This window comes from Pseudomonas sp. R32, from assembly GCF_009866705.1.
Lineage (GTDB): Bacteria > Pseudomonadota > Gammaproteobacteria > Pseudomonadales > Pseudomonadaceae > Aquipseudomonas > Aquipseudomonas donghuensis.
This window is the reverse complement of sequence record NZ_CP019396.1, coordinates 3,012,443-3,037,697: the sequence shown is the minus strand read 5'-3', so window position 1 is coordinate 3,037,697 and position 25,255 is coordinate 3,012,443. Positions and strand designations below refer to the sequence as shown.

Here is a 25,255-nt window from a genome sequence, read left to right as displayed (position 1 = left end):
ATTTTTATACCCGACAATCGTTTTTGTTGTTGGTGTCAGTGCTTGCTGGCGCCGGCGGCGCCGATCCCGGTCATGGATCGAATGAACTGCGCGAGATAACGGCCACGTTCCTCGGTGGCCCGCGCCGAGGTGTCGGTGACCGAGAACAGCCAGGCGCCGAAGAAGGCCAGGCTCATCGAGAACAACGCCGGGTTGCTGTAGGGGAACAGCGCCTGCTGGTGATGCAGGACGTTGACCCACACCGCCGGGCTGAGCACCAGCAGGACGATCGCCGAGATCAACCCGCTCATGCTGCCGACCACCGCGCCGCGCGTGGTCAGGCCTTTCCAGAACATCGACAGGAACAGCACCGGGAAGTTGACCGAGGCGGCGATGGCCAGCACCAGGCCGGAGAGGAAGGCAATATTTTGCGACTCGAACATCAGGCCGAGAATGATCGCCAGCACGCCAATCCCTAAGGTGGCAAGGCGCGAGACGCGCATCTCTTCCTTCTCGCTGGCCTGGCCCTTGCGGATCACGCAGGCATACAGGTCATGGGACACCGCCGAGGCGCCGGACAGCGCCAGGCCGGCGACCACGGCCAGGATCGTGGCGAAGGCCACCGCCGAAATGAAACCGAGGAACAGGTTGCCGCCCACCGCCTGGGCCAGGTGCACCGCGATCATGTTGCCGCCGCCGATGATTGCGCCGCTGGCATCGCGGTAGGCCGGCTCGGTGCCGACCATGACAATGGCGCCAAAGCCGACCACGATCAGCAACAGGTAGAAGTAGCCAATGAAACCAGTGGCATAGAACACGCTCTTGCGCGCTTCCTTGGCGTCACTGACGGTAAAGAAACGCATGAGGATATGCGGCAGCCCCGCCGTGCCGAACATCATCCCCAGGCCCAGGGATATGGCGTCTATCGGGTTGGACAGCAAGCCACCGGGGGCCATGATCGCCGTGCCTTTGGCGTGCACCGCCGCCGCGCCGGCAAACATCGCCTCGGTGCTGAAGCCGAAATGCTTGAGCACCATGAAGGCCATGAAGCTGGTGCCCGAGAGCAGCAGGACGGCCTTGATGATCTGCACCCAGGTGGTCGCCAGCATGCCGCCGAAGGTCACATAGAAGACCATCAGCACACCGACCAGCAGCACCGCATTGAAATAGCTGATGCCGAACAGCAGTTCGATCAGCTTGCCGGCACCGACCATCTGCGCCACCAGGTACATCAGCGCCACGGTCAGGGTGCCGAAGGCCGAGGTCAGGCGCACCGGCGTCTGCGCCAGGCGGTAGGACACCACGTCGGCGAAGGTGTATTTACCCAGGTTGCGCAGGCGCTCGGCAATCAGGAACAGGATGATCGGCCAGCCGGCCAGCACCCCCAGGGCATACAGCAGGCCATCGTAGCCATTGAGGAACATCATCGCCGAGATGCCGAGGAAGGAGGCGGCGCTGATCATGTCGCCGGCAATGGCCAGGCCATTCTGAAAACCGCTCAAGCCACCACCGGCGGTATAGAAGTCACTCGCCGAACGGGTGCGCAGTGCCGCCCAGCGGGTAATGCCAAGGGTGAACAGTACAAACAGCAGGAACATTGCGATCGCGGTCCAGTTCATTGTGCACACTCCCGCTTGACCTTGTCGTTCAAGGGGTCGAGCACATTGTTGGCGCGATGCACGTAGATCCCGGTAAGGGCAAACGAGGCCAGCACGATCAGCACCCCGACCAGCATGCCGACCGTGGTGACCCCACCGCTCAATGACTGGCCAAGGGTCTCGGGGGAGAACGCCACCAGCAGGACGAAGCCGTAATAGATGCACAGCATGATCAGGGTCAGGACCCCGTTCAGACGCCGTTTTCGTTTGACCAGTTGCTGGAAGTCAGGGTGCTGGCTGATGCTTTCGATGTCGTTGGGGGTCATGGCCGTACTCTTGTTATTTTGGTTGTTGTCAGGACACGCGAGGTACCACAGGGAAAGTCGTCTTCTGCTCCTTGGGCTTAGAGTTGGTCGAAGTCCAGCACCACCTTGGCGCTGAGTGGATAGCTCTGGCACGACAGCACATAGCCGGCGGCCACTTCGTAGTCTTCAAGGGCGTGGTTGCTGTCCATTTCCACTTCGCCTTCGATGACCTTGCACTTGCAGGTCGAGCACACCCCGGCCTTGCACGAGTAGGGCAGCTCGGCGCCGATGGCATTGCCGGCATCCAGCACGCTCAGGGTGTTGCGCGGCAGGTCGAAGGCCAGCGCGCGGCCGTCGCTGATCACGGTGATCTGGCTGCTCTGCGGGTTCTCGACCCGTGCCGCTTCGCGCTGCTGGCGGCGTTGCTCATTGCCAGCGGCAGCGAACAACTCGAAATGAATCCGTTCAGCTGCCAGGCCATTGGCCTTGAGGCTGTCGCGCACCATCTCGGTCATGCTCTGCGGCCCGCAGATGAACGCGGCATCCAGGCGCGGCGCATCCAGCCAGCGGCTGAACAACAGGTTGCATTTGTCGGCATCGATACGACCGTTGTACAGATCGATGTCCTGTTGCTCGCGGCTGAACACGAAGATCAGGTTCAGGCGTTGCAGGTAGCGGTTCTTCAGGTCTTCAAGCTGCTCGCGAAACAGTGCCGAGGTGCTGGCGCGGTTGCCGTAGAGCAGGGTGAAGCGGCTGTGCGGTTCGTGCTCCAGGGTGGTCTTGATGATCGACAGGATCGGCGTGATACCGCTGCCGGCCGCCACGGCCAGGTAGTTGCCCTGGCGCGCGGGGTCGAGCTGGACATTGAAGCTGCCGGCCGGCGGCATGACCTCCAGTACGTCGCCCGCCGCCAGCACATCGTTGGCAAAGGCCGAGAAGCGCCCGCCGGCGACGCGTTTGACCGCCACCCGCAACTCGCCATCATTGACCCCGGTGCAAATCGAATAGGAGCGGCGTACTTCTTCGTTGTCCAGGTGGGTACGCATGACCAGGTACTGGCCCTGGACGAAGTGAAACTGTTCGCGCAGGTCATCCGGTACGTCGAACAGGATCGACACCGCATCACGGGTTTCATTGCGCACTTGCTTGACGGTCAGGCTATGGAACTGGCTCATGGTCGTTCTCCATCAGGCGCAGCAATGTGCGCTCAGATGCATTTGAAATAGTCGAAAGGTTCACGGCAGTCGCAGCAGCGATACAACGCCTTGCAGGCGGTCGAGCCGAACTGGCTGAGCAATTCGGTATGGCTGCTGCCGCATTGCGGGCAACTGATCAGCGGGCTGTCACCCAGCAGGCTGCGTTTGCTGGCACTGCCCTGGGGCGCCGCGATGCCGTAGGCCTGCAGGCGCTCCCGGCCGCTGGCGCTGATCCAGTCGGTGGTCCAGGCCGGGTGCAATTGGCGCTTGAGCCGTGGCGTGACAAAGCCTGCGTCCTCCAGGGCCTGGCAGATGTCCTGCTCGATCACCTCGGTGGCCGGGCAGCCGGAGTAGGTTGGGGTGACCACCACCTGCAGGTGGCCGGTTTGCCAGCTCAGCTCGCGAACGATCCCAAGCTCCACCACGCTGACCACCGGCACTTCCGGGTCCATGACCTGGGCCAGTACCGCCCAGGCCCGGCTCAGGTCGTCGCCGCGCGCCGCCCGGGCGCCGCCATCGCTGGCAATCAGTTCACCAGGTTGCATCGGGGTAGGCTCGTGGCAGGAACTGCATTTCGGCCAGCAACAGGCCCAGGTGCTCGCTGTGGATGCCGCGGCGGCTGTCCAGGTAGAAGGGGCTGGCGGCGGCCGGGACGGGCAGGGTGGCGCTGGCGAACGTGCTGGCCACCTGCTGCTGCCAGGCGGCGGCGATGGCCTGCGGATCACCGATGATGCCGGCCTCGAACAGGCGTTGTTCGAGCGCGTCGCTGTTGACCAGCTCAACGGTAAAGCGCCACACCTGAGGGATGGCTGCCAGCATGCGCTGGTGGCTTTCTTCGGTGCCATCGCCCAGGCGTTCGATCCACTCGCCCGAGCGGCGCAAATGGTAGGTGACCTCTTTCAACGCCTTGGCGGCTATGCCCTGGATGCGCGGGTCGAGCGACTGGCTCAGTTGCTCAAGCACCTGGAAGTGCCAGGCGTCGTAGAGAAACTGCTTGAGCATGGTCACGGCGAAATCGCCGTTGGGCTGCTCGACCAGCAGCAGGTTGCGGTAGTCGCGCTGATCGCGACGAAACACCAGATGATCGGCGTCGCGGCCGTCGTTGCTCATTTCGGCCGCGTAGTCCAGCCAATTGCGGGCCTGGCCGACCAGGTCGAGGCCGACGTTCATCAGCGCCAGTTCTTCTTCCAGCGCCGGCGCATGGCCACACCATTCACACAGGCGCTGGCCCTGGATCATGGCACTGTCGCCCAGGCGCAACAGGTAGGGGATCAGGTCCTGGGTCATGTTACATATGCCCCACTTCGGCCGGCAGCTCATAGAAGCTGGCGTGGCGGTAGACCTTGTCCTGCGACGGATCGAACAGCGGCTCTTTCTCGTCGGGCGAGGAAGCAATGATCAGCGCCGAGGGCACCACCCACAGGCTGACCCCTTCGTTGCGGCGGGTGTACAACTCGCGGGCGTTCTCGATCGCCATGGTGGCGTCGGCGGCGTGGACGCTACCGACATGCTTGTGGTTCAGGCCGTGCTTGCTGCGCACGAATACTTCAAACAGGGTCCATTCGGACATGGCGGGCTCTCCGGTCAGGCGGCAATCTTGTTGTGTTTTTTGCGGGCATGGGCGACGGCGGCGGCGCGGACCCAGGCGCCATCCTCGATGGCCTGGCGTCGGGTGGCGACGCGTTCCTGGTTGCACGGGCCGTTGCCCTTGAGCACTTCGTAGAACTCGTCCCACTGGATTTCGCCGAAGTCGTAATGGCCGCGCTCGGCGTTCCACTTCAGGGCCGGGTCCGGGACGCTGCAGCCGAGCAGTTCGAGCTGCGGGATGGTCTGGTCGATGAAGCGCTGGCGCAGTTCGTCGTTGCTCTGGCGCTTGATCTTCCAGGCCATGGACTGGGCGCTGTTGGGCGAGTGCTCGTCGCTGGGGCCGAACATCATCAGCGCCGGCCACCAGAGCCGGTTGATGGCGTCCTGGACCATGTCCTTCTGTACCTGGGTGCCGTGGCGCATCATGGTCAGGAGCATTTCGTAGCCCTGGCGCTGGTGGAAGCTCTCTTCCTTGCAGATGCGAATCATCGCCCGCGAGTAAGGGCCGTAGCTGGTGCGCTGCAGCACCACCTGGTTGACGATGGCGGCGCCGTCCACCAGCCAGCCCACCACGCCCATGTCAGCCCAGCTCAGGGTCGGGTAGTTGAAGATGCTCGAGTACTTGGCCTTGCCGTTGTGCAGCTTGGCGATTTCGCTGTCGCGGTCGGCGCCCAGGGTTTCCATGGCGCTGTACAGGTACAGGCCGTGGCCGGCTTCGTCCTGGATCTTGGCCATCAGTTGCAGCTTGCGCTTGAGGGTCGGGGCGCGGGTTACCCAGTTGCCCTCCGGCAGCATGCCGACGATTTCCGAGTGGGCGTGTTGCGAGATCTGCCGGATCAGGGTCTGGCGGTAGGCGTCGGGCATCCAGTTCTTGGCTTCGATCTTAATTTCGTCATCGATCCGTTGCTGGAACGCGCGCTCTTGCGCGGACATCTCATCCAGGCTCTTGAGGCGCTTGACGCCGGTTTCTACCAGTTGTGCGTACATGGTGTTCTCCAGCCTTTTATGAAGGGGGCTTTGAGGCTGAAGACAGTTATATGTGATACAGGGCAAAATATCAAACATAAAAATGTGTATCGAGTTCGTCTTGTGTATCGCTTTATTCGGGCATGAAAAAGCCCCGACAGCGCGGGGCGTGACCTGCGAAGAGGTTGCGGGCAATGGGCCGCGAGGCGGCCCGCGGCTGTATTACTTGCGCTTGTCGAAGACGTGACAGGCCTTGCCTTCCGAGCGTTTGATCGAATAGGCGGGCTGCAGTACCACTCGCGAGCTGATACCGATATGCGTCTTGATATGCCGGCTCAGCTCGCTGCACAGGTCCTGCTGCCGGGCCGGGTCCAGGTGTTGGTGTTCGCTTTTCAGTTCGACATGCACGTCGACGCTGTCCAGATTTCCATTACGATACAGATGTATTTCGTAGACTTCTGAAAACTGTTTGATTTTAAGCAGCTGTTCCTCGACCTGCGTCGGGAACACGTTCACCCCGCGAATGATCAGCATGTCGTCACTGCGGCCGGTAATCTTGTCGATGCGCCGCATCGGCCGCGCCGTGCCTGGCAGCAGGCGAGTCAGGTCGCGGGTGCGATAGCGGATCATCGGCAGGGCTTCCTTGCTCAGCGAGGTGAACACCAGCTCGCCCAGCTCGCCGTCGGGGAGTACCGCGCCGCTCACCGGATCAATGATCTCGGGGTAGAAGTGGTCCTCCCAGACGGTCGGGCCATCCTTGCTTTCGGCGCACTCCATGGCCACCCCGGGGCCCATGATCTCCGACAGCCCGTAAATATCCAGGGCTTCAATACCCAGGCGTGCCTCCAGGGCGCTGCGCAGTTCCGGGGTCCAGGGTTCGGCGCCAAAAATCCCCAGGCGCAGGGCCAGCGAATGCGGGTCGATGCCCTGGCGTTCGATCTCGTCGGCCAGGTTGAGCATGTACGAGGGGGTGACCATGATGATGTCGGGCTGGAAGTCGCGGATCAGCTGCACCTGTTTTTCAGTCTGGCCGCCGGACATGGGGATCACCGTGCAACCCAGGCGCTCGGCGCCATAGTGCGCGCCCAGCCCGCCGGTAAACAGGCCGTATCCGTAGGCAACATGGACCTTGTCGCCACGCCGCCCGCCGGCGGCGCGAATCGAGCGGGCGACGACATTGGCCCAGGTGTTGATGTCGTTCTGGGTATAGCCGACCACGGTCGGCTTGCCAGTAGTGCCGCTTGAGGCATGCAGGCGCACCACATCGTGCAGCGGTACGGCAAACAGGCCATAGGGGTAGTTGTCGCGCAGGTCGGCTTTACAGGTAAAGGGAAAGCGCGCCAGGTCGTCGAGCGAGCGGATGTCATCAGGGTGCACGCCCAGCTCATCGAAACGTTGCCGGTACATGGGCACGTTCTGGTAGGCATGGCTCAGGCTCCAGCGCAGGCGTTGCAGTTGATGCTGGCGCAGTTCGTCGATACTGGCGGTTTCCAGCGGGTCGAGCACGGGGGCATTGGGGATCTGCATGTTCATGGTTTCACTCTAATTGTTGTTGTTTGTTGCCGTCTGCACGCGGCTTGAGTGTGGAGCTAGGGTACGGCTTCAGTCCTCCAGGCGCTCGATAATCAAGGCAATGCCCTGGCCGACGCCGATGCACATGGTGCACAGGGCATAACGCGCCTGGCGTTGCTCCAGTTCATGCAGCGCCGTGGTCACCAGGCGGGCACCGCTCATGCCCAGCGGATGCCCCAGGGCAATGGCGCCGCCGTTGGGGTTGACCCGCGGGTCGTCGTCGGCAAGCCCCAGCTCGCGCAGTACTGCCAGGCCCTGGGCGGCGAACGCTTCGTTGAGCTCGATCACCTCCATGTCGGCCAGGCTCAACCCGGCGAGGGCCAACGCCTTGCGTGTCGCCGGCACCGGGCCGATGCCCATGATCCGTGGTTCGACCCCGGTCGTGGCCATCGCCAGCACCCGTCCGCGGGCTTTGAGAGCAAAGCGCTCGGCCTGTTCGCGGCTGGCCAGCAGCAGGGCGCAAGCCCCGTCATTCAGGCCTGAAGCATTACCGGCTGTCACCGTGCCGTTGTCCCGAAAGGGCGTAGGCAGTTTCTGTAATTGCGCGAGGGTTGTTTCTGCGCGGGGGTGTTCATCATGCACGACCACGTGTGCCGGCCCTTTGCGCTGGGCGATGGTCACCGGCACGATCTCCCTGGCCAGGCGTCCGCTGGCCTGGGCCGCCGCGGCGCGCTGTTGGCTGCGCAGGGCAAAGGCATCCTGATCGGCCCGGGAAATGTTGAACTGCGCGGCGACGTTCTCGGCCGTTTCCGGCATGGAATCGATACCGTACTGCTGTTGCATCAGCGGGTTGACGAAGCGCCAGCCCAGGGTGGTGTCATGCAGTTCAGCCTGGCGGGAAAACGCCTGTTCGGCCTTGGCCATGACCAGCGGCGCCCGCGACATCGACTCGACGCCCCCCACCAGCAGCAGCCCGGCCTCACCGCAGCGGATGGCGCGGGCGCCGCTACCGATTGCATCCAGCCCCGAACCGCACAGGCGGTTGACGGTGGTGCCGGGCACGCTGGGCGGCAGGCCGGCCAGTAGCGCCGACATGCGTGCGACGTTGCGGTTGTCTTCGCCGGCCTGGTTGGCGCAGCCATAGATCACATCGTCGACGGCGCTCCAGTCGACCTGCGGGTGGCGTTGGCACAGGGCGCGCAGGGGCAGGGCGCCGAGGTCGTCTGCACGCAGGCTGCTCAGGGCGCCAGCGTAGCGGCCGATTGGGGTGCGCAAGGCGTCAATGATCAGGGCGTCGGTCATGCCTGGGGCTCCTCGGGCAACACAGTGCCGCGTACTTTGTAGGACTTGCCGTGAAACAGGGCGATCAACTGGCCCTGCTGGTTCTCGATGCGTACGGCGTAGTTGCCGGTACGCCCGCTGCGGCTTTGCTCGCTGCAGGTGGCGGTGAGGGTATCGTCCAGGTGCGCCGGGGCGACGTAGTCGATACTGCAGCCCAGGGCGACGGTGGCTTCGTTGTGGCTATTGCAGGCAAAGGCAAAGGCTGAGTCGGCCAGGGCAAACAGGTAGCCGCCGTGGCAGGTGCCATGGCCCTGGAGCATGTCCTTGCGCACGCTCATGCCGACCCGGGCGCTGCCGGGGCCGGCGGCCAGCAGGCGCATGCCCATGCCCTGGCTGGCCGGGTCGCGTTCGAACAGCGCCTGGGCGCAACGGCTGGCGAGGTCCAATCGTTCATTCATGAAAGCAGGCTCCTTCGGCCAGCAGCCGACGCAAGTGCAGGGAGGGGCGGTAGCGTTCTTCACCGTAGGCGGCCTGCAGGTTGCTCAGCACCTGCACCGTGTAGTCGATGCCCAGGGCGTCGGCCCAGGCCAGTGGGCCGCAGGGGTAATTGACCCCGGCGCACATCGCCAGGTCGATATCCGCGGCCGAAGCCACCCCGTGCAACAGGGCGTCGGCGCCTTCGTTGGCCAGGCAGACCACGGTGCGCAGCACGCACAGGGCCGGACTGTCGCGCAGAGCGGTTAGCGCAATGCCGGCGGCATTGAGCAGGGCCACCACCTGGTCGATGGCGGCGGGCGAGGTGTCGGCTGCCCAGCTGATGCCCAGGCGCCTGGCGCTGGCGTAGTCGAGTGCCAGATCGAGCAGGACCAGGTTGCTCAGGCCCTCATCCCTGGCCCGCTGGCTGGCCAGGCGGCCATCGCTCAGGGCCAGTGTCGCCTGGCCAATGCGCAACAGGCCGTTGCCGGGGCGGTGGCTGAGCACCAGGCCTGCGCTGGCCAGGCGCTCAAGCAGGGGCGCGAGCAAGCCAGGCTCGCCTTCGACGAACAGGGTGTCGGGCACGGCCTGGCTTTCCAGGCTCAGCGGTTGTGGGCGCAGTGCGTGTTGGTGATAGTCATAGAAGCCCCGGCCGCTCTTGCGCCCCAGGTACCCGGCGTCGACCAGCGCCTTTTGTACCAGCGACGGCGTAAACCGCCGGTCCTGGTAGTAGGCGTCGAATACCGAACAGGTCACGGCGTAGTTGACGTCGTGGCCGATCAGGTCGGTCAGTTCGAAGGCGCCCATGGCAAAGCCGCCAGCTTCGCGCAGCAAGGCATCGAGGCTGGCGCAATCGCTCACTTGCTCCTGGAGCAGGCGCAGGCTTTCGGCGTAGAACGGGCGCGCGACCCGGTTGACGATAAAGCCTGGGGTGGAGCGCGCCAGCACCGGCTGCTTGCCCCAGGCCAGGGCGGTGTCCTTGATGCACTCGGCGATCTGGCTGGCGGTGGCCAGCCCGCTGACCACTTCGACCAGGGCCATGACCGGTGCCGGATTGAAAAAGTGCATGCCCACCAGCCGTTGCGGGTGCGCAAGGCCGGCAGCCAGTTGCGTGATCGAGATTGACGAGGTGTTGCTGGCCAGGATGCAGTCGCTGCGGCACAGCGACTCCAATTGGCCTAGCAACTCACGTTTGACCTCAAGCTTTTCGACGATGGCCTCGATCACCAGGCCCGCGTCGGCCAGCTCGTCCAGCTGCGCGGCGGGCCGCAGGCGAGCCAGGCATTCGGCCCGGGCGCTGGCGGCGAGCTTGCCGTTGGCCACGCGTTTGCCCAGGTGCTGGTCTATGGCTGCAATGGCCTGGGCGGCGGCGCCGGGGCGGCTGTCGTACAGCTGCACCCGGTGCCCGGCCTGGGCCGCCACCTGGGCGATACCGGCGCCCATGGCCCCGGCGCCGATCACCGCGACCATGACGTTGTGACTGAGGGCAGTCATGCTCAACGCCCTTTGAACTGAGCAGTACGCTTGGCCATGAAGGCACTCACGCCTTCGCGATAGTCCTCGCTGCGCCCGGCCAGGCGTTGCAGGTCGCGCTCCAGGGTCAGTTGCTGTTCGAAGCTGTTGTCCAGGCTTGCATGCAGGCTGCGCTTGATCAGGCCCAGGCCGTAGGTGGGCTGGGTGGCCAGGTGGCGGGCCAGCTTGATGGCCTCGTCGCGCAGTTCAGCATCCTCGACGCAGCGGTAGATCAAGCCCCATTGCTCGGCTTGTTCGGCGCTCAGCCGTTCGCCGAGCATGGCCAGGGCTTTGGCCCGGGCCATGCCGACCAGCCGTGGCAAGGCGTAGGTGCCGCCCGAATCGGGGATCAGGCCGATCTTGCAGAACGCCTGGATAAAGCTGGCCGAGCGAGCAGCCAGCACCAGGTCGCAGGCCAGCGGTATGTTCGCGCCAGCACCGGCGGCGACGCCGTTGACGGCACAGATGACCGGGATCGGCAGGTCGCGCAGGGTGTGAACCAGCGGGTTGTAGTAGCGCTCGATGGATTCGCCCAGGTCGGGTGCCTCGGCGCCGGGGACGACATTGCGGTCGGCCAGGTCCTGGCCTGCGCAAAAGCCGCGGCCTTCGGCGGTCAGCAACAGGACCCGTACGTCATCGCTGCGGCGTACCAGGCGCAGCGCCTCCTGAACCTCTTCATGCATGTGGCCGTTGAAGCTGTTCAGTTGCTCGGGACGATTGAGGCTGAGCAGGGCGACGCCTGCATCGATGGAAAACAGGATGTGCTCGAAACTCATGGTATCTGCCTTTGGTTTCAGGTCAATCGAGGGGGTGGTGGGGCTTATTTGCCGCAGAAGCTGGCGCGGCGTTTTTCCTGGAAGGCACGGATGCCCTCGTTGCGGTCGGCGGTGCCGGCCAGCAGGGTGAAAGCGTGGCGTTCAAAGCGCAGGCCGCTGGCCAGGTCCAGGTCCTGGGCCTTGAGCAGCGCCTCCTTGGCCAGGCGCAGGGCCAGCGGTGCTTTGCTGGCAATGCGCTGGGCAATCTGCAAGGCGCGCTCGACCGTCAGCTCCGGCGGGGTGATTTCGCTGACCAGGCCGGCCTCGAGGGCGCGCCTGGCACTGATCGGCTCACCGCTGAGGACCATCTGCATGGCCAGCGACTTGCCCACCGCCCGCAGCAGGCGCTGGGTGCCACCGGCCCCGGGCATGATGCCGAGGTTGATTTCCGGCTGGCCGAACTGGGCGTCCTCGCCAGCAATCAGGATGTCGGCGTGCATCGCCAGTTCGCAGCCGGCGCCCAGGGCGTAGCCATTGACGGCAGCAATCAGGGGCTTGGCGAACTGGGTAATGGTTTGCCAGTGCACCTGACGCGGATCGTTGAGCATGCCCACCAGGTCGCGTCCGGCCATTTCATTGAGGTCGGCGCCTGCGGCAAAGGCCTTGCGGCTGCCGGTCAGGACCACGGCGCCAATGCTGTCGTCGCTGGCGCAGCGCTGCAGTTGCTCGGCGAGCTCGGCCAGCAGTTCACTGGTCAATGCATTGAGTGCTTGTGGGCGCTGCAGGGTGATCAGGCAAACCGCCTGGTGGGTGTGCACGGCAAGGGTATGCGGCATGGCGAAGGTCTCGCAGGGCGGTCGGGCGTCAAGGCCGGGATTTTTATTGGGCGGGCGGGAGCCGTTTCGTCAAAGTATAGGCATGAAGCGATACGAAAATACAACACGAAAAATAACAATGCGTGTCTAATTGTTTGTGGCTCTATGCCTGTGGTGTCGCCGAATCCAATAAATAGCGGAGGATTATAGGAGGGGGTGCACTGATGGTGACATGGTAAAACGATACATAAAATGTTATTGCTGTCAGGTGATTGCGGTTAAATGCTACGAGGAGATTCGCCATGCCCTGCTACAGCCTTGACGGCCTCACGCCGGTGGTCGACCCCAGTGCCTATGTACACCCGAGCGCCGTATTGATCGGCGACGTGATTGTTGGCCCGCGGTGCTACATCGGTCCTTTGGCCAGCTTGCGCGGTGATTTCGGCAGGATCGTGCTGGAGGAGGGCGCCAACCTGCAGGACACCTGTGTCATGCATGGTTTCCCCGACAGTGATACGGTGATCGAGCGCGACGGCCATGTCGGTCACGGCGCGGTGTTGCATGGCTGCCGGGTGGGCGCTGATGCGCTGATCGGTATCAATGCCGTGGTCCTGGACTACGCCCGCATCGGCGCGCGCTCGATCGTCTCGGCTGGCGCCCTGGTCAAGGCGCGCTTCACCTGCGCCGAGCAATCGCTGGTGGTCGGTTCGCCAGCCCGGGTTACCCGGCGCTTGAGCGATGAGGAAGTGGCCTGGAAGCAAGCCGGCACCCGCGAATACCAACTCCTCGGCCAGCGCTGCAGCAGCCTGGTGGAGTGCGCGCCGTTGTCGGCTGTCGAAGCCGACCGGCCACGGATCAGCCACAGCGAGCATCGCCCCAAGGCCGCCAGCAGCACCTGAAACCCTCGGGCAACAGGGCCGGCGTAGTCTTGAGCTGGGCGGCGGGGTATATTTCAACTTTTTCGATGGACCGTCTATGTCGTCCCTGACACCGCTCAATCAGCTGATCAACCGTTTTCAGCAACAGACACCCATACGGGCCAGCTCGCTGATCATCACCTTGTATGGCGATGCCATCGAGCCCCATGGTGGCACCGTGTGGTTGGGCAGCCTGATTCAGCTGCTCGAGCCCATGGGCATCAACGAGCGGCTGATCCGTACCTCGATCTTTCGCCTGAGCAAAGAAAACTGGCTGACCGCAGAGAAGGTTGGCAGGCGCAGCTATTACAGCCTGACCGGCACCGGCCGGCGGCGTTTCGACAAGGCTTTCAAGCGTGTGTACAGCGCCAACCTGTCGGCCTGGGATGGCTCATGGTGCCTGGCGATGCTGACCCAGCTTCCTGCCGACAAGCGCAAGCAGGTGCGCGAAGAGCTCGAATGGCAGGGGTTTGGCGCGATTGCACCCACGGTACTGGCCTCGCCGCGTTTTGACCGCGGCGACGTCAATGCCACCTTGCTGGAGCTTGGCGTGCAGGAAGACACCATCCTGTTCGAGACCACCACCCAGGATGTACTGGCCTCGCGGGCGTTGCGCATGCAAGTGCGCGAAAGCTGGAACCTTGAGGAGCTGGCGGCCCATTACAGCGAGTTCATCCAGTTGTTTCGGCCGCTCTGGCAGAGCCTGCGCGAGCAACCCACGCTCGACCCTCAGGACTGCTTCCTGGCCCGTATCCTGTTGATTCACGAGTACCGCAAGCTGTTGCTGCGTGACCCGCAGCTCCCCGACGAGCTGCTTCCGGGGGACTGGGAAGGCCGCGCAGCCCGGCAATTGTGCCGCAACCTGTACCGGCTGATCGTCGCCCCGGCCGAGCAATGGCTGGAAAGCGCCATGGAAACCGCCGACGGGCCGCTACCGGACGTCGGCGAGAACTTCTACAAGCGCTTTGGCGGCTTGACCTGATCTGTTGACACCGCCCGTGGCTGGCAAGCGCTGCGCAGCGGCGGTTGCGCCGCCACGGCCCTGACGGGCTGGCCTGCTGCGCGGGGCTGGCGAAAGGCTTCATTGACGATGCCGATGCTGCAGGGCAGGGCGTCCAGGTAGCTTTGGCGCACCAGCGGCGCCAGGCGCCCGCTGCCGGCACCGTCGTGCCACCAGACCTGCACATTGAGGCTGGCCAGTTGCTCCAGCCAGCGGGCATTGACCGCCGGGCTCAGGCGCCCGGTGCTGAAGGCGCTGATGTGCAGCGGCGCATCCAGCCGGCGGTTGAACGCCTGCAACTGGGTGTACAGCGCTTGGCGGCGGTCGGCACTGTGAAAGTGCAGGTCGTCCAGTTCCATTGGCAGGTACCAGCCTGCCACCGGCAATTGCCAGTCCTGGCGCACCTTGCGCTGCTGGGCCAGGGCGTTGCCCAGTTGGGCCTTCCAGTAGGCGGCAAGGCCGGCGCCGTCCAGCGCGTCGATGCGCTGGTAATAGGCGGCGTCCATGTACAGCCCCAGCACCAGTTGCAGCCCCTGTTCGTGGGCCAGGCGCAGGCTGTTGGCCAGCCAGCCCCGGGCACCACCGAAGTCGCTGTCGCCGTAGGCGCTCCACTGCACGATCAGGGTTTTGCCGCCCTGGGCCGCGCTGGCCTTCCATCGCGAGCGCCATTGTTCCTGGCTCAACTGGGCGTCGCGGTTCAGCGGTTGGTAGAACAGGTGTTCGTCGGCGCTGGCCTGCAGGCTCAGCACCAATAGCATCACAGCGATCAAGCGGCGCATCAGAAGGTCAACTCCGCACCCAGCAACACGCCATTGGCGTGTTCATAAAGATTACCGCCCAGCGCTTGCTGGTATTCGGCGCGTACTTTCAGCGAACCGCGATAGGCGTTGTAGCGGTCGTCGTCGAACCACCATTGCCAGCGCAAGCCCAGGCCGGTGCGCAGGTCCTGGCGCCAGTCGTTGCTCGGGTCCTGGCTTGAGAGCTCAAGAAAGCCATAGGGCATCAGGGTTTGTGGCGAGGTGCTGGGCAGTTTCCAGGTGTGTCCGCGCTGGTAGCGCGACAGCCATTGATGATCACCGGCGCGGGTCCACCAGGCGCCATCGAGGTAGAGGAAGCGCTCGTCCCAGTCGTCTTCATCGGCGCGCCAGTCGTTGCGCCATTTGCCCTGGTCGAGGAACGAGGCGGTGGCGCGCAGCAGCAGGTCGTTGCTCGACGCGGCGTGGCCGCGCAGGTCGCCATAGTTGTCGCCAGCCTTGCTCGGGCTGATCAGTTGGCCCAGGCTCAAGCCGCCGTAACGGGCATCGTCGATCTGGCGCTGGTGATAGAGCTCGCTGTAGAGGTTGAGGTTGGCCGTGCCGAACGGCTTGTAGCGCAGGCCGACGCCGGTGCCCATGCTTTGCGCGTAGTCGTTGCGGCCCGTGCCGCCAAACAACACCCGGCCATAGACCGAGAAGGTGCTGCCATTGCGGCTCGGTTCCTCGCCCAAGGCATGGTCCCACATCGCCAGCTGCACGTTTTGCGAGGTGGCACGGCGGTTCTGGCGCTCGTCACGCAAGTTGTCGTTGGTCGAGACGCCACCCGGCGACCAGGTACTGGCCAGGGTGATGCGGTCGCGTCGCGACAACGCTTCATGGTCGCGGCGCTGACGGTACTTGCGTGCTTGCAGGCTGCCGAACTGGTCATCGCCGTCGACCAGGTCCTGCTCGACATCCAGCACCCGGCGCAGCTCTTTGCGCGCGGCGGCGCTGTTCCCCACTTCGGCGTAGCGCCAGGCCAGGGTTTCGCCGAGGCGGTAGTCCTCGGGGAAGTCGTGAGTGGCGCGCTCAAGGTGGGCAATCGAGCGGGCTCGGGTCGCTTCCTCCTGCGAGCCTGACAGGCGCATGCCGTAGTCGGCGCGGTAGCGCGGCTGGTCCGGCGCCAGGCGTACGGCTTCGGCCAGCCAGGCGGTGCTCTGGCGCAGGTCGTCATTCTGCGCGGCGGTCACCGAGGCGGCGTAGTAGTGGTCGGGGCGCGGCTGGCGCTTGAGGGCCTCGCGCTGGTAGTTCATGGCGGCGTCGATCTGGCTTTGGCGCCGGGCAATGGCCGCGCCCAGCGCCCAGTCGTCGGCCGTTACATGCGGCGCCTGGTTCCAGTACTTTTCGGCCTGATACGGATCGTTGGCATTGAATGCACTGCGTGCGGCGGTGAGGCGCGCGTTGTCGGTCCACTCGCTGTCGGCCAGGTGCTTCCAGATTGGTTGCGCAGCGTAGGAATCGCCCGAGGCTTCCAGGGCGTAGGCCAGCGGCAGGCGGCTGCCGCTGTCGCCCAGGCTTTCGGCGGCCTGGTAGTAGACCACCGCCTCACCCGGGCGCTCGGGCATGGCGCAGTGGCCCAGGGCGCGCAGTTGGTCGACTTGGGTGGGGTTGGCGGGCGTTGCCTGACGCAGGCGCTCGCACTGGCCGATATCGGCTACGCCGGGGGCGGCGTAAAACCACAGCAAGACCGTGGCCAGTTGCATCGGCCCACGCAGGTGCTGGTTGATCGAGTGATGACTGACCCGCTTAGGTAGCGCGGCATCGTCCTGATGCAAGTCGAGAGCCGCGAGCATGAGCCGGGTCTCCTCCTTCTGCCAAGGGGCTGGGATAGGGGTGTTGCAAGCCGAGGGGCATGCCCTGCTGGTGCGATTGGCGGCACTCTGCAGTGCACGGCCAGGCGGCGGGGCAGCAGGGTAATCAATTTGTGCGCGAGTTTGAACGGATTTAATTCGCTCCAGCGCAAATAGCGCTGCCCAGCCAGTCCAGGAAGGCCCGCAAGGTAGGTTCGCGCTCACGCCCCGGCAACCACACTGCGCTGTACTGTGCGGCCGGCAGACGCACTTCATCGCGCCACGGCTGCAGCAAGCCCTGGCGCACGCTGTCGGCGACCAACACATTGCTCGCCAGCACCAGCCCATAGCCGGCAGCGGCCGCCTGCAGGGCATAGTGTTCATCGTCGTAGCGATGAAAGCGCGCCCGCTGCAGCCAGTCTTCACAGCCGGCCAATGCGCACCAGCGGGCCCAGTCGATGACCACGCCACTGACCGAACTCCACGGTACCTCAAGCAGCGACAGGGGCTGATCCGCAGGTGGCTCCTGCCAACCGGGCGGGGTATAGACCGAGAAATGCTCGGCCAGCAACGGCATCCGTTGCAGCCCGGGGTCGGGATTGAATTCGGCACGCAGGGCCAGGTCGAAACGCTGGTCGCGCTGCAGGTCGACCACCTCGCTGCCGGTCAGCACCCGGACCTGAATGTCGCCATGGCGATGATGGAAATCGCCCAGCCGGGGGATCAGCCACAAGCTGGCAAACGCCGCGGTGGTGGTCAGGGTCAGTTGCTGGCGATCGCCGGGTGGTTGCAACGCTTCGAGGCTGCGCTGCAGGTTTGCCAGGCTCTGGTGCACCTGCAGGTACAAGCGCTCACCGGCTTCGCTGAGCCTGACCCCCTGCGCGCTGCGCTCAAACAACAGCAGGCCAAGGTGCGACTCCAGGCGCTTGATCTGGTGCGAGACCGCCGCCGGGGTGACCGCCAGTTCGTCGCTGGCAGCCTTGAAGCCGCCCAGGCGGGCCGCCGATTCGAACGTGCGCAGGGCAGTCAGGGGCAGTTTGGCGAACACGGTGCTCAAGCCAATTGAGGGAGGCTCAATTTAGCTCAATTGAACCGCCGTCTCAACGCGGCTAGGGTGGGGCTTCATTGACGTTCAGGGAGGCAGACATGCAATGCAAGGCGCGCAAGATCGTTCAGGCCATACTCTACGAAACCATCGCCGTGCTGTGTGTGGCGCCGGTATTGTCCTGGGCCTTCGATGCCGGCATGGCCCATTCCACCGTGCTGTCGCTGATCCTCTCGGCGGTGGCCCTGGCCTGGAACATGTTCTACAACTGGGCCTTCGAGTATTGGGAGGCGCGTCAGGCACAGCGTCGGCGTACCCTGTGGCGGCGTTTTGTGCATGCGTTGGGCTTTGAAGGCGGGCTGGTGTTGATCCTCTTGCCGGTGGTCGCCGGCTGGTTGCAGATCAGCCTGTGGGCGGCGCTGTTGACCAACCTGGCGCTGTTCCTGTTCTTCTTCGTCTATGCCTTCGTGTTCCAGTGGGCCTTCGACCGGCTCTTCGATGTGCCGGACTCCGCCCGCGAGCCTGCTTGACTTTGTCTGCGCGGCTGCGCTAGTTTCGCTGCCATGAATACATTCCTGCAGTTGCCTCAGCACAGCATTATTACCGCCATTATCGTTTTGGCGGGCTAGCTGGCACTTGCACCGAACCCGCCCTGGAGGCGGGTTCTTTCTCTCTCTCCTGGGCACTTTAAAACACCAGGAGTCACTGATGACCAGCCTTGCCGTAAGCCCCCGTACACCGTCCGCACCGCTGAACCTGCTGTCTGACTACGTGCGGCGCATTCTTGCGGCACCCGTGTACGACCTGGCGATCGAAACGCCCCTGCAAGCTGCGCCGGCCTTGTCGCGCAGCCTCGGCAACCAGGTGTTGCTCAAGCGCGAAGACCTGCAACCGACCTTTTCCTTCAAGATCCGCGGTGCCTATACCCGTCTCAGCCGCCTGAGCCCGGCCCAGCGCCAGCGCGGGGTGATCACCGCGTCGGCCGGCAACCATGCCCAGGGGGTCGCCCTGGCCGCCCGCGAACTGGGCATGCGCGCGACCATCGTGATGCCAACCACCACCCCTGAGCTCAAGGTTGAAGGCGTGCGTTCGCGCGGCGGCCAGGTGGTGCTGCACGGCGAGAGCTTCCCGCACGCGCTGGCCCATGCCTTGAAACTGGCCGACAGCGAAGGCGCGACCTTCGTGCCGCCGTTCGACGACCCGGACGTGATCGCCGGGCAAGGCACCGTGGCCATGGAAATCCTCCGCCAGCAACCGGGCGAGCTGGATGCAATCTTCGTTCCGGTCGGTGGTGGCGGCCTGATCGCCGGCATCGCGGCCTACGTCAAATACCTGCGCCCCGAGGTCAAGGTGATCGGTGTCGAGCCGCACGACTCCAATTGCCTGCAAGCGGCCATGGCCGCCGGCGAGCGGGTGGTGCTGGCTCAGGTCGGCAGCTTTGCCGAGGGGGTGGCAGTGGCGCAGATCGGTGCCCATTGCTTTGAACTGTGCCGCCACTATGTCGACGAGGTGATCACTGTCAGCAGCGACGAGTTGTGCGCGGCGATCAAGGACATCTACGACGACACCCGCTCGATCACCGAGCCGTCCGGCGCCCTGGCGGTGGCCGGGATCAAGAAGTACGTGGCCCGCGAAGGCGTGCAGGGGCAGACCCTGGTGGCCATCGATTCCGGCGCCAACGTCAACTTCGACCGCCTGCGCCATGTGGCCGAGCGTGCCGAACTTGGCGAACAGCGCGAAGCGATCATCGCCGTGACCATCCCCGAGCAGCCGGGCAGTTTCCGCGCCTTTTGCCAGGCCCTGGGCAAGCGCCAGATCACCGAGTTCAACTACCGCTACTATCCGGGCAAGGAAGCGCGGCTGTTCGTGGGCGTGCAGACCCACCCGCAGACCGATCCCCGCGAGCAGTTGCTGGCCAGCCTGCGCGAGCAGGGCTACACGGTGCTGGACCTGACCGACAACGAACTGGCCAAGCTGCACGTGCGCCATACCGTCGGTGGCCACGCCGGGCCGGGTGCGGACGAGCGCGTGCTGCGCTTTGAATTCCCCGAGCGCCCGGGGGCCTTGCTGGGCTTTCTGGAGCGCCTGGGCAAACGCTGGAACATCAGCCTGTTCCACTACCGCAACCACGGCGCCGCCGAGGCGCGGGTGTTCGCCGCCCTGGAAGTGCCGCAGGACGAACAGGCCAGCCTGCCCGAGGCGCTGGACGCCATGGGCTACCGCTACTGGGACGAAAGCGACAACCCGGCCTACCGGCTGTTCCTCGGCTGAGCCAGGCCTTGCCCCAGATCAACACGGGGCAGGGCCGACAGGCGGATCCTCAAGGCAAAGGTACATTGCATGAGGATCTCGCCATGAGCAGCACGTTTTTCATCCCCGCCGTCAATATCATGGGCATCGATTGCCTCGAAGAGGCGATGGCTGCCATTGCCGGGTATGGCCTGCGCAAGGCCTTGATCGTCACTGACGCGGGCCTGGCCAAAGCCGGCGTTGCCGAGCGCATGGCCGAAATGCTGGCGATGCGCGACATCGACTCGGCGATCTTCGATGGCGCCAAGCCCAACCCGAGCATTGCCAACGTTGAGCAGGGCCTGGCGCTGTTGCAGCGCGAGCGTTGCGACTGTGTGATTTCCCTGGGCGGCGGCTCGCCCCATGACTGTGCCAAGGGCATCGCCCTGTGCGCCACCAACGGCGGGCACATCCGTGACTACGAAGGCGTCGACCGGTCGGCCAAGCCGCAACTGCCGCTGATTGCCATCAATACCACGGCCGGTACGGCCAGCGAGATGACCCGCTTCTGCATCATCACTGACGAAGCGCGCCACGTGAAAATGGCCATCGTCGACCGCAACGTCACGCCGCTGCTGTCGGTCAACGACCCGGCGCTGATGGTCGGCATGCCCAAAGGCCTGACGGCGGCCACCGGCATGGATGCCTTGACCCACGCCATTGAAGCCTATGTATCGACGGCGGCCACGCCGATCACCGATGCCTGCGCCATCAAGGCCATCGAGCTGATCAGCGACAACCTGCGCCAGGCCGTAGCCGACGGCAGCGACCTTCAGGCCCGGGAGAACATGGCCTACGCCCAGTTCCTCGCCGGCATGGCATTCAACAACGCTTCCCTGGGATACGTGCATGCCATGGCTCACCAGCTCGGTGGCTTCTATGACTTGCCCCATGGTGTCTGCAATGCGGTGCTGTTGCCCCATGTACAGCGCTTCAACGCCAGCGTCAGTGCCGCGCGCCTGCGTGATGTGGCCAAGGCCATGGGCGTGGAGGTCAGCGCCATGAACGCCGAGCAGGGCAGCGATGCGGCCCTGGCGGCGATCGAGAACCTGTCGCGGGCCATTGATATCCCGGCCGGGTTGGCGCTGCTGGGGGCGAAGGAGGCGGATATTCCGACCCTGGCCAGCAATGCCTTGAAGGATGCTTGCGGCCTGACCAACCCGCGGGTGGCCAGCCAGGAGGAGATCGAGGCGATCTTCAAGGCAGCTTTTTGATCTGATGTACTAGCAAGCCAGCTCCCACAAGGTCCTGTGTACACCGAACCTGTGGGAGCTGGCTTGCCAGCGATGGGCTGCGCAGCAGCCCGCAGATATTCAGACCACCAACGACAGCAGCATGATAAAGATGATGCCGACCACCGACAGGATGGTCTCCATCATGCTCCAGGTCTTGAAGGTCTCGGCCACGGTCATGTTGAAGTACTGCTTCACCAGCCAGAAGCCGGCATCGTTGACGTGGGACAGAATCAACGACCCCGCGCCGGTCGCCAGCACCAGCAGCTCGCGGTTGACCCCCGGAATCATGCCGATCACCGGCGCGACGATCCCGGCCCCGGTAATGGTCGCCACCGTCGCGGAACCGGTGGCGATGCGAATCACCGCCGCCACCAGCCAGGCCAGCATGATTGGCGATATCTGCGCCTGTACGGCCATCTGCCCGATCACATTACCCACGCCGGTATCCACCAGCATCTGCTTGAAGCCACCACCGGCACCGACGATCAGGACGATTGCTGCCGTTGGCGCCAGGCTCTGGTCGAGCAGCTTCATGATCTGCTGGCGGGAAAAACCGCGCGCCGCGCCAAAGGTGTAGAAGGCCAGGAGCAGGGCGGCAAGCAGGGCGCTGATCGGGTGGCCAATCAGGTCCATCCACTGACGGACGATATGCTCGGCCGGCAGTACCACGTCAGCGAAGGTTTTCAGCAGCATCAGGAACACCGGCAGCAGCACGGTGATCAGGGTGATGCTGAAGCTAGGCAGGTTGTGCTGGTCGGACTCGCGGGCGATCTGGTCCATCAGCTCCTTGTTCGGGTTGCCCGGGATGTACTTGGAGATGAAGTTGCCGTACAGGGGGCCGGCGATGATCGCCGTGGGCAGGGCGACGATCAGCCCGTAGAAGATGGTCTTGCCGATGTCGGCATTGAAGATGCCAATCGCCAGCAGCGGCCCCGGGTGGGGCGGCACCAGGCCGTGGACCACCGACAACCCGGCCAGCAGCGGAATGCCGATCTTGATCAGCGACACCCCGGAGCGCCGGGCGACGATGAACACCAGCGGAATCAGCAATACGAAGCCGATTTCAAAGAACAGCGGAATACCCACCAGAAAGGCGGCGAACATCATCGCCCAGTGCACCTTCTGTTTACCGAAGGCACGAATCAGCGTCTGGGCGATCTGGTCGGCACCGCCGGAATCGGCCATCAGCTTGCCGAGCATGGTGCCCAGGGCCAGGACGATGCCGACAAAGCCGAGCACGCCACCGAAGCCGTCCTGGAATGATTTCATCACCTTGGCCACCGGCATGCCGGAGGTCAGGCCAAGAAAGCCTGCGGCCAGGGTCAGGGCGACAAAGGGGTGGACCTTGAAGTGGGTGATCAGCAGCACCAGGCCGATGATGGTGATCACCGCGTCGAGCAGCAGGTAGGTATCAGTTGCCAAACCGAACATGGTTCAGTGCCTCATCTTGTCATTTTTGTGGGCGTAACGTTTGCAGCGTTTACGGGGCGAGACAGCGCTATCTTTGGTGAGCCGAGAAAACAGCCAGGGTCAGGCCGTTCGCGCCAGCAACGGTTCACCGCAGGGCTTTAGCCACTGGTCTACCTCGATGGCCAGCTTGTCCACCGGCAGGGTGGCGTCCAGTGGCAGGGTCAGTGGCTCGCCATGGGGCGGTTCGAGGGCGGCGAACTGGCTTTCGATCAGGCTGGCGGGCATGAAGTGGCCGGGGCGGGCCAGTACCCGGCGTTCGGCTTCTTCGGGGCTGAGTTCGAGGAACACGAAGCCCAGGTCCGGCACCGCGTGGCGCAGGGCATCGCGGTAGCGTTTTTTCAGCGCCGAGCAGGTGAGGATCGGCCGTGCGCCGCTTTTGAGGGTACGTTGCAGTTCTTCACCCAGAAGGATCAACCAACCCGCACGGTCGTCGTCATCCAGGGGAATGCCGGCGCTCATCTTCTGGATGTTGGCGGCAGGGTGAAAGGCATCGCCTTCGATCAGGCGGCCGCCGCTATGGCTGGCGATGGCGGCACCGACGCAGCTCTTGCCGCAGCCAGCTACGCCCATTACCACGATTGCGGACAAGGGGGGATTCATCGGTACCTCCTGCAGGGCAAGATAGCGCTATCTTGAAGTGAGACGGCTAAAGTCTCGGGCGCTTCCCACCCAGATGTTATTGATCTTGTAAAAGCAGTCTGGATGCTCATTCCTGGCCTCATGCAGTTTTGCATTGCCTGTGGTCTGAGACAGCGCTACCTTAGTGCCCGTTCCCCATTCTTTGCAAGTCGAAAATAAAACCTGTCATGACCCGCATTGGCTCCCGTACTACCGGTCGTCCCACCTTGGCTGAAGTGGCCAGGCTTTCCGGGGTTTCCCCGATCACTGCTTCGCGGGCGCTGCGCGGGGTCAGCACGGTTGCCCCGGAGCTGGTCGAGAAGGTCCAGGTGGCCGCTGCCAGCCTTGGCTACGTGGCCAATCCGGCGGCCCGGGCGTTGGCGTCGGCGCAAAGCCAGTCGATCGTGGTGTTGATCCCGTCGCTGTCCAACCACCTGTTCATCGACACCCTGGAAGCCATCCATGAGGTGATGCGACCGCGTGGGCTTGAGGTGCTGATTGGTAACTATCACTACGATATTGCCGAAGAAGAGAACCTGATCCGCAACTACCTGGCCTACCAGCCACGCGGCATCCTGCTCACCGGCTTTGATCGCAGCGACGCGGCCAAGCAGCTGCTGGCAGCCAGCGGCATACCTTGCGTGCACATGATGGAACTGGGCGGCGATGCCCAGGCCATGTCGGTAGGTTTCTCCCAACAGGAAGCGGGCAGGGCGGCTGCGCGGCATTTGCTTGAGCGCGGCTGCAAACGCCCGGGATTTATTGCCGCACAACTCGACCCGCGGGTGATGCAGCGCGCCGAAGGCTTTCGCCAGGCCCTGGCCGAGGCGGGCCTGGATGCCCATGCGCGGGAAGTGCTCGCCCCGCAGCCGTCGTCGATCGGCCTGGGCGGCGAACTGTTCGCCCAGTTGCTGCAACGTCATGCGGATGTCGACGGCATCTTCTTCTGCAACGACGACCTGGCCCAGGGCGCCATTCTCGAAGCGCTGCGCCAGGGCATCAAGGTGCCGCAGCAAGTGGCCATGGTCGGTTTCAACGACCTGCCCGCCTCAGCGTACATGGTCCCGCGCCTGACCTCGATTCGCACCCCGCGCGCGGCCATTGGCCGTTGCGCCGCCCAGGCGCTGCTGGGCCTGCTCGACGGCAAACGCGCGCAGGTGCAAAGCCAGGACCTGGGCTTTGAACTGATGGTCCGCGAAAGCAGCTGAAACCGCCAGTCGGCGGGCGTTGCACGGTGATGTCATAGTGCTTGCACGGTGCTAATCGCGATCTATGCTCAGCACATCCCGAGCATGGAGTGTTGCAAAATGTTTGATTTGCATCGTAAGTCCGATCTGGCTGAAATCGAGCGTTGCACCCAGGCCTTGGGGCACATGAGTGGCAAACTTGCGGCGATCAGCCGCTCGATGGCGATGATTGAATTCAGCCCCGACGGGGTGATCCTCGACGCCAACGAAAACTTCTGCAAAACCCTCGGTTATAGCGTCGAGGAGATTCGCGGCAAGCATCACCGCATGTTCTGCGAAGAAGCCTTCACCAAGAGCGAGGAATATCACCAGTTATGGCGTGACCTGGGCCGCGGTGAACCGCGCAGCGGCACCTTTGCCCGTGTCGACAAGCAGGGGCGCGAAGTCTGGCTCGAAGCCAGCTACATGCCGGTGCTCGGCGCGCAGCAGCAAGTCACCGGCGTGATCAAGGTCGCCTCGGACATCACCCAGCGGGTGCGCCACGAACACGAGACCGAAAGCCTGATCAATGCCATCAGCCGCTCGATGGCCATGGTCGAATTCACCCCGGATGGCAAGGTCATCGAGGCCAACCAGAACTTCCTCGACACCATGCATTACCGCCTGGACGAGGTGGTGGGCAAGCACCACAGCCTGTTCTGCCACAAGAGCGAAAGCGAGTCGGCGGCCTACAAGGCCTTCTGGGCCTCGCTCAACCGCGGCGAGTACCATTCCCACCGCTTTGAACGGGTCAACAAGCTCGGGCAGATGGTCTATCTGGAGGCTTCCTACAACCCGATCTTCGACACCCGCGGGCGGCTGTACAAAGTGGTCAAGTTCGCCAGCGACATCACCCGTCAGGTCAGTACCCAGCAAACCGCCGCCGAATCG

At 64.2% G+C, this 25,255-nt stretch carries 22 protein-coding genes and 3 pseudogenes; 7 read left to right on the top strand and 18 right to left on the bottom strand.

The features are described 5' to 3' along the window. Window positions 1-35: 35 nt before the first annotated feature. The 13 genes and pseudogenes from PspR32_RS14235 to paaF all read right to left on the bottom strand — a co-directional run. Window positions 36-1,598: pseudogene (locus tag PspR32_RS14235) on the bottom strand (cation acetate symporter); the annotation flags it as partial. Further along, window positions 1,595-1,903, bottom strand: a complete 309-nt coding sequence (locus tag PspR32_RS14230; RefSeq protein ID WP_010225248.1) for a DUF485 domain-containing protein — start codon at window positions 1,901-1,903, stop codon at window positions 1,595-1,597. The pseudogene PspR32_RS14235 and the gene PspR32_RS14230, both read right to left, overlap by 4 nt. A 77-nt stretch (window positions 1,904-1,980) precedes the next feature. Beyond that, window positions 1,981-3,057, bottom strand: coding sequence for a 1,2-phenylacetyl-CoA epoxidase subunit PaaE (gene paaE, locus PspR32_RS14225; protein ID WP_010225250.1), 1,077 nt, complete (start codon window positions 3,055-3,057; stop codon window positions 1,981-1,983). A 32-nt stretch (window positions 3,058-3,089) separates the two neighbouring features. Then, window positions 3,090-3,623, bottom strand: coding sequence for a 1,2-phenylacetyl-CoA epoxidase subunit PaaD (gene paaD, locus PspR32_RS14220; protein WP_010225252.1), 534 nt, complete (start codon window positions 3,621-3,623; stop codon window positions 3,090-3,092). Then, window positions 3,610-4,365, bottom strand: coding sequence for a 1,2-phenylacetyl-CoA epoxidase subunit PaaC (gene paaC, locus PspR32_RS14215; RefSeq protein ID WP_010225254.1), 756 nt, complete (start codon window positions 4,363-4,365; stop codon window positions 3,610-3,612). Before paaC ends, paaD begins: the two co-directional genes overlap by 14 nt. Before the next feature lies 1 nt (window position 4,366). Beyond that, entirely contained in the window at window positions 4,367-4,648 is a 282-nt protein-coding gene (gene paaB, locus PspR32_RS14210) for a 1,2-phenylacetyl-CoA epoxidase subunit PaaB (protein ID WP_010225256.1), read from the bottom strand. 14 nt (window positions 4,649-4,662) lie between these two features. After that, the gene (gene paaA / locus PspR32_RS14205) at window positions 4,663-5,652 is read right to left on the bottom strand and encodes a 1,2-phenylacetyl-CoA epoxidase subunit PaaA (RefSeq protein WP_010225258.1); all 990 of its coding nucleotides are present in this window, start codon (window positions 5,650-5,652) and stop codon (window positions 4,663-4,665) included. 201 nt (window positions 5,653-5,853) lie between these two features. Beyond that, window positions 5,854-7,164 (bottom strand): phenylacetate--CoA ligase PaaK, encoded by a 1,311-nt coding sequence (gene paaK / locus PspR32_RS14200; protein WP_010225260.1) that lies wholly within the window; start codon window positions 7,162-7,164, stop codon window positions 5,854-5,856. 69 nt (window positions 7,165-7,233) lie between these two features. Then, window positions 7,234-8,445 carry a 3-oxoadipyl-CoA thiolase gene (pcaF, locus tag PspR32_RS14195; RefSeq protein WP_159388738.1) on the bottom strand — a complete coding sequence of 404 codons (1,212 nt, stop codon included), beginning with the start codon at window positions 8,443-8,445 and terminating at the stop codon, window positions 7,234-7,236. Further along, a complete protein-coding gene (gene paaI, locus PspR32_RS14190) occupies window positions 8,442-8,882 on the bottom strand; it encodes a hydroxyphenylacetyl-CoA thioesterase PaaI (RefSeq protein ID WP_010225264.1) in 441 nt (146 codons plus the stop codon). Before paaI ends, pcaF begins: the two co-directional genes overlap by 4 nt. Then, window positions 8,875-10,392, bottom strand: a complete 1,518-nt coding sequence (gene paaH / locus PspR32_RS14185) for a 3-hydroxyacyl-CoA dehydrogenase PaaH (protein WP_100783401.1) — start codon at window positions 10,390-10,392, stop codon at window positions 8,875-8,877. The genes paaI and paaH overlap by 8 nt, the downstream gene beginning before the upstream one ends. 2 nt (window positions 10,393-10,394) lie before the next feature. Beyond that, window positions 10,395-11,186 carry a 2-(1,2-epoxy-1,2-dihydrophenyl)acetyl-CoA isomerase PaaG gene (gene paaG, locus PspR32_RS14180; RefSeq protein ID WP_159388737.1) on the bottom strand — a complete coding sequence of 264 codons (792 nt, stop codon included), beginning with the start codon at window positions 11,184-11,186 and terminating at the stop codon, window positions 10,395-10,397. Window positions 11,187-11,230: 44 nt separating this feature from the next. Then, window positions 11,231-12,001: a 2,3-dehydroadipyl-CoA hydratase PaaF gene (gene paaF, locus PspR32_RS14175; protein ID WP_010225267.1), complete on the bottom strand. Its 771-nt coding sequence runs from the start codon at window positions 11,999-12,001 to the stop codon at window positions 11,231-11,233. Window positions 12,002-12,282: 281 nt separating this feature from the next. On the opposite strand from paaF, the gene PspR32_RS14170 reads away from it, so the two are divergent. Then, entirely contained in the window at window positions 12,283-12,879 is a 597-nt protein-coding gene (locus PspR32_RS14170; RefSeq protein ID WP_010225268.1) for a phenylacetic acid degradation protein PaaY, read from the top strand. Between the two features lie 76 nt (window positions 12,880-12,955). Then, complete coding sequence (gene paaX / locus PspR32_RS14165; RefSeq protein WP_010225269.1) at window positions 12,956-13,879, top strand: phenylacetic acid degradation operon negative regulatory protein PaaX; 924 nt, start codon at window positions 12,956-12,958, stop codon at window positions 13,877-13,879. On the opposite strand, the gene PspR32_RS14160 is transcribed toward paaX, so the two are convergent. The 3 genes and pseudogenes from PspR32_RS14160 to PspR32_RS14150 all read right to left on the bottom strand — a co-directional run bounded on the left by PspR32_RS14160 (window position 13,852) and on the right by PspR32_RS14150 (window position 17,529). Beyond that, window positions 13,852-14,676 (bottom strand): DUF4434 domain-containing protein, encoded by an 825-nt coding sequence (locus PspR32_RS14160; protein ID WP_159388736.1) that lies wholly within the window; start codon window positions 14,674-14,676, stop codon window positions 13,852-13,854. The genes paaX and PspR32_RS14160 overlap by 28 nt on opposite strands. Then, a pseudogene (locus PspR32_RS14155) lies at window positions 14,676-16,349 on the bottom strand (NfrA family protein); the annotation flags it as partial. The pseudogene PspR32_RS14155 and the gene PspR32_RS14160, both read right to left, overlap by 1 nt. A gap of 286 nt (window positions 16,350-16,635) precedes the next feature. Next, window positions 16,636-17,529 carry a LysR substrate-binding domain-containing protein gene (locus PspR32_RS14150; protein WP_174242299.1) on the bottom strand — a complete coding sequence of 298 codons (894 nt, stop codon included), beginning with the start codon at window positions 17,527-17,529 and terminating at the stop codon, window positions 16,636-16,638. A 98-nt stretch (window positions 17,530-17,627) separates the two neighbouring features. Between PspR32_RS14150 and PspR32_RS14145 the strand changes: the two genes are divergently transcribed. The 3 genes from PspR32_RS14145 to yiaY all read left to right on the top strand — a co-directional run bounded on the left by PspR32_RS14145 (window position 17,628) and on the right by yiaY (window position 21,029). After that, a complete protein-coding gene (locus PspR32_RS14145; RefSeq protein ID WP_159388733.1) occupies window positions 17,628-18,056 on the top strand; it encodes a PACE efflux transporter in 429 nt (142 codons plus the stop codon). Between the two features lie 178 nt (window positions 18,057-18,234). Then, window positions 18,235-19,797 (top strand): threonine ammonia-lyase, biosynthetic, encoded by a 1,563-nt coding sequence (gene ilvA / locus PspR32_RS14140; RefSeq protein ID WP_010225277.1) that lies wholly within the window; start codon window positions 18,235-18,237, stop codon window positions 19,795-19,797. Between the two features lie 83 nt (window positions 19,798-19,880). Further along, complete coding sequence (gene yiaY / locus PspR32_RS14135; protein WP_100783405.1) at window positions 19,881-21,029, top strand: L-threonine dehydrogenase; 1,149 nt, start codon at window positions 19,881-19,883, stop codon at window positions 21,027-21,029. 99 nt (window positions 21,030-21,128) lie between these two features. On the opposite strand, the gene PspR32_RS14130 is transcribed toward yiaY, so the two are convergent. After that, entirely contained in the window at window positions 21,129-22,481 is a 1,353-nt protein-coding gene (locus PspR32_RS14130) for a GntP family permease (protein WP_010225279.1), read from the bottom strand. A gap of 99 nt (window positions 22,482-22,580) precedes the next feature. Continuing rightward, complete coding sequence (locus tag PspR32_RS14125) at window positions 22,581-23,120, bottom strand: gluconokinase (protein ID WP_036997074.1); 540 nt, start codon at window positions 23,118-23,120, stop codon at window positions 22,581-22,583. 206 nt (window positions 23,121-23,326) lie between these two features. Between PspR32_RS14125 and PspR32_RS14120 the strand changes: the two genes are divergently transcribed. Both PspR32_RS14120 and PspR32_RS26690 read left to right on the top strand, forming a co-directional pair. Next, window positions 23,327-24,346, top strand: coding sequence for a LacI family DNA-binding transcriptional regulator (locus PspR32_RS14120; protein WP_010225281.1), 1,020 nt, complete (start codon window positions 23,327-23,329; stop codon window positions 24,344-24,346). Window positions 24,347-24,430: 84 nt separating this feature from the next. Continuing rightward, window positions 24,431-25,228, top strand: a pseudogene (locus tag PspR32_RS26690) (PAS domain-containing protein); the annotation flags it as partial. Window positions 25,229-25,255: the final 27 nt, after the last annotated feature.

Coding starts and splice junctions, on each gene's coding strand:
- paaF (WP_010225267.1), bottom strand. CDS start 12,001: ATGCCGCATACCCTTGCCGTGCACACCCACCAGGCGGTTTGCCTGATC.
- paaB (WP_010225256.1), bottom strand. CDS start 4,648: ATGTCCGAATGGACCCTGTTTGAAGTATTCGTGCGCAGCAAGCACGGC.
- paaK (WP_010225260.1), bottom strand. CDS start 7,164: ATGAACATGCAGATCCCCAATGCCCCCGTGCTCGACCCGCTGGAAACC.
- PspR32_RS14145 (WP_159388733.1), top strand. CDS start 17,628: ATGCAATGCAAGGCGCGCAAGATCGTTCAGGCCATACTCTACGAAACC.
- PspR32_RS14125 (WP_036997074.1), bottom strand. CDS start 23,120: ATGAATCCCCCCTTGTCCGCAATCGTGGTAATGGGCGTAGCTGGCTGC.
- PspR32_RS14170 (WP_010225268.1), top strand. CDS start 12,283: ATGCCCTGCTACAGCCTTGACGGCCTCACGCCGGTGGTCGACCCCAGT.
- paaC (WP_010225254.1), bottom strand. CDS start 4,365: ATGACCCAGGACCTGATCCCCTACCTGTTGCGCCTGGGCGACAGTGCC.
- PspR32_RS14160 (WP_159388736.1), bottom strand. CDS start 14,676: ATGCGCCGCTTGATCGCTGTGATGCTATTGGTGCTGAGCCTGCAGGCC.
- PspR32_RS14120 (WP_010225281.1), top strand. CDS start 23,327: ATGACCCGCATTGGCTCCCGTACTACCGGTCGTCCCACCTTGGCTGAA.
- paaG (WP_159388737.1), bottom strand. CDS start 11,186: ATGAGTTTCGAGCACATCCTGTTTTCCATCGATGCAGGCGTCGCCCTG.
- PspR32_RS14130 (WP_010225279.1), bottom strand. CDS start 22,481: ATGTTCGGTTTGGCAACTGATACCTACCTGCTGCTCGACGCGGTGATC.
- ilvA (WP_010225277.1), top strand. CDS start 18,235: ATGACCAGCCTTGCCGTAAGCCCCCGTACACCGTCCGCACCGCTGAAC.
- PspR32_RS14230 (WP_010225248.1), bottom strand. CDS start 1,903: ATGACCCCCAACGACATCGAAAGCATCAGCCAGCACCCTGACTTCCAG.
- yiaY (WP_100783405.1), top strand. CDS start 19,881: ATGAGCAGCACGTTTTTCATCCCCGCCGTCAATATCATGGGCATCGAT.
- pcaF (WP_159388738.1), bottom strand. CDS start 8,445: ATGACCGACGCCCTGATCATTGACGCCTTGCGCACCCCAATCGGCCGC.
- paaX (WP_010225269.1), top strand. CDS start 12,956: ATGTCGTCCCTGACACCGCTCAATCAGCTGATCAACCGTTTTCAGCAA.
- paaE (WP_010225250.1), bottom strand. CDS start 3,057: ATGAGCCAGTTCCATAGCCTGACCGTCAAGCAAGTGCGCAATGAAACC.
- paaI (WP_010225264.1), bottom strand. CDS start 8,882: ATGAATGAACGATTGGACCTCGCCAGCCGTTGCGCCCAGGCGCTGTTC.
- paaD (WP_010225252.1), bottom strand. CDS start 3,623: ATGCAACCTGGTGAACTGATTGCCAGCGATGGCGGCGCCCGGGCGGCG.
- paaH (WP_100783401.1), bottom strand. CDS start 10,392: ATGACTGCCCTCAGTCACAACGTCATGGTCGCGGTGATCGGCGCCGGG.
- paaA (WP_010225258.1), bottom strand. CDS start 5,652: ATGTACGCACAACTGGTAGAAACCGGCGTCAAGCGCCTCAAGAGCCTG.